General features: G+C 43.4%; 7 protein-coding genes. 1 reads left to right on the top strand and 6 read right to left on the bottom strand.

From position 1 onward, the window contains the following. Positions 1 to 84: 84 nt before the first annotated feature. From RID09_RS06850 to RID09_RS06875, 6 genes are all read right to left on the bottom strand, one after another. Complete coding sequence (locus RID09_RS06850) at positions 85 to 1,761, bottom strand: mechanosensitive ion channel family protein (protein ID WP_446335198.1); 1,677 nt, start codon at positions 1,759 to 1,761, stop codon at positions 85 to 87. 30 nt (positions 1,762 to 1,791) lie between these two features. Beyond that, entirely contained in the window at positions 1,792 to 2,904 is a 1,113-nt protein-coding gene (locus RID09_RS06855; protein ID WP_446335199.1) for an AI-2E family transporter, read from the bottom strand. A 293-nt stretch (positions 2,905 to 3,197) separates the two neighbouring features. Further along, positions 3,198 to 3,464 (bottom strand): UPF0175 family protein, encoded by a 267-nt coding sequence (locus tag RID09_RS06860; RefSeq protein ID WP_446335200.1) that lies wholly within the window; start codon positions 3,462 to 3,464, stop codon positions 3,198 to 3,200. A 32-nt stretch (positions 3,465 to 3,496) separates the two neighbouring features. Continuing rightward, on the bottom strand, positions 3,497 to 4,054 hold the full coding sequence (locus RID09_RS06865; protein WP_446335201.1) for a hypothetical protein: 558 nt from the start codon (positions 4,052 to 4,054) through the stop codon (positions 3,497 to 3,499). Then, positions 4,044 to 5,375 (bottom strand): AAA family ATPase, encoded by a 1,332-nt coding sequence (locus tag RID09_RS06870; protein WP_446335202.1) that lies wholly within the window; start codon positions 5,373 to 5,375, stop codon positions 4,044 to 4,046. Before RID09_RS06870 ends, RID09_RS06865 begins: the two co-directional genes overlap by 11 nt. Positions 5,376 to 5,401: 26 nt before the next feature. After that, entirely contained in the window at positions 5,402 to 6,385 is a 984-nt protein-coding gene (locus RID09_RS06875; protein ID WP_446335203.1) for a glycosyltransferase family 2 protein, read from the bottom strand. Between the two features lie 26 nt (positions 6,386 to 6,411). On the opposite strand from RID09_RS06875, the gene RID09_RS06880 reads away from it, so the two are divergent. Beyond that, entirely contained in the window at positions 6,412 to 6,846 is a 435-nt protein-coding gene (locus tag RID09_RS06880; protein WP_446335204.1) for a hypothetical protein, read from the top strand. The last annotated feature ends 137 nt before the right edge of the window (positions 6,847 to 6,983 follow it).

The raw sequence follows: 6,983 nt of genomic DNA on the forward strand, positions 1-6,983 counted from the left end.
ACCATAAGACATAAGACGTAGCTGGCTTCTCGCTCTTTTGAGTATGACGAACGACGAATGACAAATAACATTTAATTATCCCACCTACTTATGACCATTACCATCTTGCGGTGGATTAGCCGTTGGTTGTTGATCTAACCACTTCGCCAAACTCTGGGATAGCTGTGCCAAGGATTCCACTAATTGAGGAGAAATGTCTACAGGTAAACTCCCTGAACGAACATGAAGATCCCGTTGTGGGAAGGGAATTTCGACACCTCGATGGCGGAGAATTACCTCAATCCGAAAATAAAGGTCACTTTTAATTTGGAACTGCTTGCGGGGTTCACTAATCCAAACCAATAAATCAAAATTAAGAGAACTCTCACCAAATCCCTTAAAAAAGACTCTGGGTGTGGGTTGCACGAGAACATCAGTATGTTCTTTTGCTGCATCAATCAAAGCAGATCTGACAGTAGTTAGATTTGATCCATACGCGACACCTACAGGGATCTTTAATCGGGATACAGAACTGTGATGAGACCAGTTAATCACTTCCGATTCCAAAAATCTGGAATTAGGAATAATAATGGTAATGTCATCTAATGTTTTGACTTCGGTACTGCGAACGTTAATATATTCCACAGTTCCCATCAAGCCGCGCACATCAACGAAATCACCCACTTGAATTGGACGTTCAAAGATTAATACCAAGCCGCTAATAAATTCCTTAGCAATTCCCTGCAATCCCAAGCCAATACCAACCCCCAACACGCCAGCAAATACGGTGAGGGAACTAATATCTAAACCCCATAACTGCAATAAGACAAGGCTGGTGATAGAAATAAAGGCATAATTGAAAATAATCGCAATAGTTTCCTGAGACGAACGACTCAAACCCGTGAACCGTAAAACCCGCGATCGCAACCCTTCTTTGATTACTTTTGCCAGGATAATTAGCCCAACAAATAATCCAGTGAGAATGAGTAGATTCAAGACCGAATAGGAGTTATCTCCTAAGGGAACCAGGTCTGAGGTTAAACTGGCAATTAAAGTATCAGTAACGATGTGACTTAATTGTCGGGTTTGGCGAAACTGGTTAGTAATGTAAATCAGCGCATAGATCCAGATCGCACAGCGGATGAGTCCCAGGAGAACTTTTCCGGCGATTTTCGGGCTGTTCGGCTGCTTAGCTCCTTCTAAGGGGACTGACTCCGCCGCGTCTTTTTCCAACTGGGGTTTGAGCCAATCACACCAAAGCTTACCGAGTACCCAACTCAATGCGATCGCCAGGAATACACAACCTATTGAGATCGCAATGGCTTGAATCAGATAGATTGGTGTACGCTCATATTGTGCCTTTTGAATAACCGTTTGCAGTTTTTTTCGCCAGAATTCAGCTTGTTCTTGAGTTGTTCTTCCTTCGGGCGCATCTTCTGAAGTTACGGAAACCAAATGTTGCCCATTAATCTCAATTACGGGTATTTTTTGTTGAGCCTTGATTTCAACTCTTATGGGAGATTCTGCCGTTTTCACCTGTTCTTGGAGAACTTGATTCACATACTCGGCTCGTTCTTGGGCGCTGTACTGTTCAGATGGAGTCACTTCAAATATCTTGCGCCCATCCAGCATAATGGATGCTGTGGAATTGGTTTGATTGGAATTGGTTTGATTGGAATTAGTTTGAGCTAAACTAGGCAAAACAGCGAGTAAACAACCGACCGTAAATGCCAAGACTAGCATCCGAAAAATCCGCACCCGGACAAAAGAAACAAACTTCATTGACTCTAAAATTAAGGTTTTGTAACAATGTTAGCCTTTCATCGAGAGAGTGCTTTTAGTTTCTTCCACAGACGGTGGCGATAAGGCGGCGGCTTGCTGTTCCGCCAGTCGTTTGGGTTGCAAGTAGAGATTCTCCAGCAAAACAGACGCCCCCGCTATCCAGGGGGGAACAATTAACGCCCCGATAATCCCCAACACCTGTGCGCCACCGACTACCGCTAACAACTGATACAGGGGATGAACTTTCACCGAAGAACCGACTAAAAGGGGGTCAAGCACATAAGTTTCCACATTTTGAATAATCACAAACAGGAGAAATACCCATAAAAAAGTCCACCCCCCTTGGGCAATTGCCACAATCAACGCCGGAATCGCTCCTAACACCGGACCAAAAAAGGGAATTAGATTGGTTCCCCCAGCAATCACACCCAAACCTAAAGCAAACTCGGTAATCCCCAAAACTTTCAAGCCAATGGTAATTGCAATTCCTAAAATCCCCGAAACTAACACTCGTCCCTGGATGTAATTACCCATGCGCCGACTCACTGGCTGTACCTGCGCCGCCAAGCGGTGGTCCCAGGGTTTGGGGAATAAACTTACGATACCTTTAATTAAGGGTTCCGAACCGGAGAGCATGTAGCCCGATAGAAATAACGCCAGAATTACACTGAGAACACCACCCAACAACCCCCGCGTTACCCCATAAGATCGGACAACGAGTTGTTGACCAGAACGAATTGTCCAATTGGCGAGGGTTTGCGTATCAAAAATTTGACTAATGATCGGTTCGCTAATACCCAGGCGCACTGCTAAACGGTCGAGTAAGGATTCTAACACTTCTAGATAGTCAGGGAGTCGGCGAAACAGGCGCTGGATTTGCTGCACCACTGTGGGTCCAATCAATACCCCGACTCCAACTAAAATAGTCAGTAAGCCTAAATAGACCAAGAGAACAGCTAACCAGCGAGGCATTCCCAACTGTTGGGCGCTCTTGATTATCGGGGCTAAGGTGGCGGCGAGGACAACCGCGATCATTAGGATTACCAACAGACTACTGAGTTGCCACAGCAGCAGCAGCAGCAAAACGGTAGCGGTAATGAGCAGGATACTTTGAATGGAAATAGCAATCCGCCGTTCAGACATGGCAACGGTTCAGCTTGAGAGACTGTTGACAAATATTACAATATAAGTATATTAAAATCGATAATGATGTTGAGCCTCCGTAAATTTAATTATGTCAAATTTAAGTATTTTGGGCAAGAGACTTAGAAATCTCCGCCTTTATCAGGAAGCGCAAGAAATTGGTTTTGAGTATATACTCAACTCTCACACTGGCGAACTACATCGTGTTGGCATAGCTAATTTTTGGAGTGGTAATATTTCAATTTGGTTAATTAGCAACAAATAACAAATTGGAGAAGTATCAGAAACAACAATCATGTAGATCTGAACTCCTTAAGAGTTTGAAGATCCTGTTCTAATTCCGATTCGTCATAGTTTAGATAAACTCCCATTCGCTTCAAAAAGGCGTGAGTTTCAAGACGAGATGGTAACTTGAGTATTTGACGTACTTCAGCCGTGTTTACTTTACCACAGTGGTAAGCATCGGCAATAATAACTTCTAGCAGCCGACGGGAGAGACTCCCCTTTGTTTGGTCGAGTCGTTGGGCGATTTCATCAGGAATTTCAATGGTGATTTGCATACTCTATTTAGCTAATCGGTGTAACCTTAGATCTATGGTATGCGATCGCGCCAGGTTCCCAGTAATCGCTTAGAGTCAGGTTTTGCACCACTTCCTAACCACTCAATCGGTGTTTCTTCTTCTACTTTATCGGGATTCACCCACACAATCTCTTTTAGTGTGTTAATTTCAACAGCCGCCTGACTAAAAAATGTTCTGGCTGTATTATCATCCAACGATATCACAATTTTATCTGTCGCGATCGCGGCTTCCAATAATCGTAAATCTTTGAACATTTCTGCACGCTGTCTATTCGTAGCAGCAATTTGGTCAATTTTATCCCATAACTCCTTATCTAATGGCACATCTAAAAATACAAATTTACCTTTAGCCACCATCCGACGACGCCATCTCAGCGCAAATATTGATTGATGTTTATCCCACTCTTCTTTAATATCCGGCGTCATTACAACTTTGTGACAGATATCCAAAACAGCTTGTAAAAAATCCCGACAGTGTACCGATGTTGGATAAGTCGCATCCTCTCCGCCAGATGAACGGGCAACTGACGCATCAATTACCAGTCGCTTGGAAAGCCCTTTATCTACCACTGGAACCTTCCGATAAGCGAGATTCAGCTGCATTTAAATAGCGACTTTCTAGTTTTAGAGATACATCGCTAAAATCTTCAGGAAAATCTCCAAAAGCACCTGCTTCATCTAAATCAGCACTACTAATTTTTGTCATCCCATCATCTCCCCGTGTAAACCAGTGCAATTTTACTAAATCTGGTGATAGTTGACGTTCTGCGACTAAAGATTGAACAGCTAAAAGTAGCAATTCACTGTGAGTTTCTATAACAACACGGACACCCCGTTTAGCTGCATCTGCTAGTATATTAGCTAAAGCGGCTTGGGCGCGAGGATGTAAGTGAAGTTCTGGTTGCTCGATGTAAACTAACTGTCCTGGTTTGGCTACCAGAAGCGCTACTAATACTGGCAAAACTTGAGAGACACCAATACCAACGTCAGCTATACTGACCATATCATTTGCATCATATATTCCTGATAAACGACCTACACGCAATTCAATCTGTACATCATTCATCTGTTTAGTATCTATTTTTGATGTTAATCCAAGAGTTTTAAGAGCTTCAGCTAATTTTTGTAATTTAAAATCTTCATTTTTATGCCAAAAGTTGATGATATTTGCGATGTAATTTTCAAAAGTGCCAGGAAACTCGTCACCAATAGCTGTAGTCGGATATTGGCGCTCTGGATTACCTCTTAGTCCTGGAACATGAATTACCTGACGAATTTTTTCGCTGAATCCTTTAAAAAGTATTAGGTTTTTAGGTTCTAAAAAACATCGAACTCGTTTGACACTACCCTCTTTTAAATGTGGTTCTGGAAACATTGAGTCTAGTTCATTTTTTTGTCTCCTTGGTGCTTTGTCGAGATACTTCTGCAACTGCAACTCGTCAATAATTTCTTTATTTTTACCGTCTATTGAAATCTGCCAAATCCGTCCATTTCCGAAATGAAATTCTGTGCGTACAATATCTATTCCTATGTCTTTGCTTAATTGAAATATATTCTCTATTAGATAGTCATTCGTAAATTGAAGTTTAATCTTAAATTGATTGGATGTCCTAGAAACGCAGGATAAGAGTTGTTTGGCTAAAGTAAATTTTACGTTAGAACCATTCAGTAACAAAGCCCCAGGGTCATAGGGTGCTTCCAGGGTTTGCTTCATTAGCAATAATGGTTGCATGATGCTGGATTTACCGGAACTATTCGCACCAGCCAGAATGGTTAAGGGACGGATTTCAATACTGCACTCGTCATAGAGTGACTTAAACCCCTGTACAGAAATCTTGGTGATTCCCTGAACTTCCTTGTTGTTGCTTTCAGCCGATGTCGATTGACTCATACCTTAAATACACTCTTTCTTTTGTTTTACCGCTTTTGTTCCATATCCGCATAAGCCGCATAAACTCCCTGTACGTTATACCAATTCAGGAAAATTCGGGCAACTTCCAAGGCTAACTGCGGCTTCCCTTGATTAATTAACCATTGCAAAAAAGATGCCATGGTTCGTTCATTTAATCTGCCACCCACGGAAAGAACTCCCCACAGTATTCGGTGCAGCCATGTCATCTGAATCATCATCCGCACGTTCCAAGTGGGATGTTTTTGATAAAATAATACCCCCATGCGTCCCCGTTGAATTTCCCGGTCAATCATCTGGGAAATTTGGTCTAAATTAAAGGGAGGATGCCAATGATAGCCGACAGCCGCCGGACATTTAATCAGTTTTAAGCCTAATTGTTTGAGGCGAACACCCAGTTCTAAATCTTCCCAACCATAGAGTTGAAAGCGAGTATCAAAGAGTCCCGCTTTCTCCAACCACTTCCGCGCGATCGCAACATTCCCCGTAGCAAAATACGCCGCCGAGAAATCCGTTATCTTATAGGGTTCTGAACTGGGATTATCGAAATTGTTGGTATTAATTACCCAACCGTAAGTAAAGACGCGATCGCTCCCTAACTGCTGTTGTCCCTGAACCAATGCATCCGCATGGGCTTGGAGGAAATTCTCGGTAACGACTAAATCGCTATCAATAAAGATAATCGTATCGCCTTTAGCCTTCTCTACGCCTAGATTACGGGCTGCTGCTGGACCCAGGTGATTTTGAGAGAGCGATCGCACCTTAGCTAATTCATCACGATGAGACTCCAGCCACTCTAGGGTGCCATCCGTTGAGCCATCATCCACCACGACGACTTCATAGCCAGCGACAACACTATCTTCCCTGAGATGCTGTTGCTCCAATGCTCTCAGGCATTTTTGCAAAATCGGTAAGCGATTGTAAGTTGGAATAACAACACTGAAAAACCAGGATGAGGGATGGGGTATTACAGATGAATTGTTGTACTGCATTCAGGGACAAATGGCTGTAGGACTTAATGAATGAGAAAGCTAAAGTGGGTTTTGTTGATCCTCCAATTGTTGACGCCACGTTTAGCAGTTTTGAACAGCAGGTTTTGCCGGAACTAAATCGGCGCGGTATTGCGCCCATCGGGATGAAAAGCTTAAGCGGTAATGGTCAAGCGATAAAAAACGGGATTCTCACGGTTGAGGAAGCGCTGGGTTATGCGATGAGTTTACCTGTCGCCACCACCGTTAGCGGTATTCCGTCACTGGACGTATTGCGTCAAAACCTAGCCATTGCCCGGGGTTTTCAGCCGATGAACCCCGAACATAGTCAGGCGCTACGTGATAAGTGTGCCGTTTATGCGGCGGATGGACGCTTTGAACTATTCAAAACCTCGAAGAAATATGATGCCGATATCGGCAGAATCCAGCATGGCTTTCCACCCCAAGCCGAAGTACCTAGGTGAACTACCTACACCAAGCTAACGCTATGGTGTAGGCTTCGCGTCTCATTCACCGAAGCCGCCATACCCGAAAGCATATTGGTCTTACTCAGCGTCTCTGGTTGGAATCCAACCTTTATCTCCTCAATGGGAGAACCCGC

The sequence above is a fragment of the Coleofasciculus sp. G1-WW12-02 genome, assembly GCF_040219735.1.
In the GTDB taxonomy this organism is placed as follows: Bacteria; Cyanobacteriota; Cyanobacteriia; order Cyanobacteriales; family Coleofasciculaceae; genus Coleofasciculus.

What these genes read in the sequence shown, in the direction of transcription:
- RID09_RS06860 (WP_446335200.1), bottom strand. Translation starts at nt 3,464, where the DNA reads ATGCAAATCACCATTGAAATTCCTGATGAAATCGCCCAACGACTCGAC.
- RID09_RS06880 (WP_446335204.1), top strand. Translation starts at nt 6,412, where the DNA reads ATGAATGAGAAAGCTAAAGTGGGTTTTGTTGATCCTCCAATTGTTGAC.
- RID09_RS06875 (WP_446335203.1), bottom strand. Translation starts at nt 6,385, where the DNA reads ATGCAGTACAACAATTCATCTGTAATACCCCATCCCTCATCCTGGTTT.
- RID09_RS06855 (WP_446335199.1), bottom strand. Translation starts at nt 2,904, where the DNA reads ATGTCTGAACGGCGGATTGCTATTTCCATTCAAAGTATCCTGCTCATT.
- RID09_RS06850 (WP_446335198.1), bottom strand. Translation starts at nt 1,761, where the DNA reads ATGAAGTTTGTTTCTTTTGTCCGGGTGCGGATTTTTCGGATGCTAGTC.
- RID09_RS06870 (WP_446335202.1), bottom strand. Translation starts at nt 5,375, where the DNA reads ATGAGTCAATCGACATCGGCTGAAAGCAACAACAAGGAAGTTCAGGGA.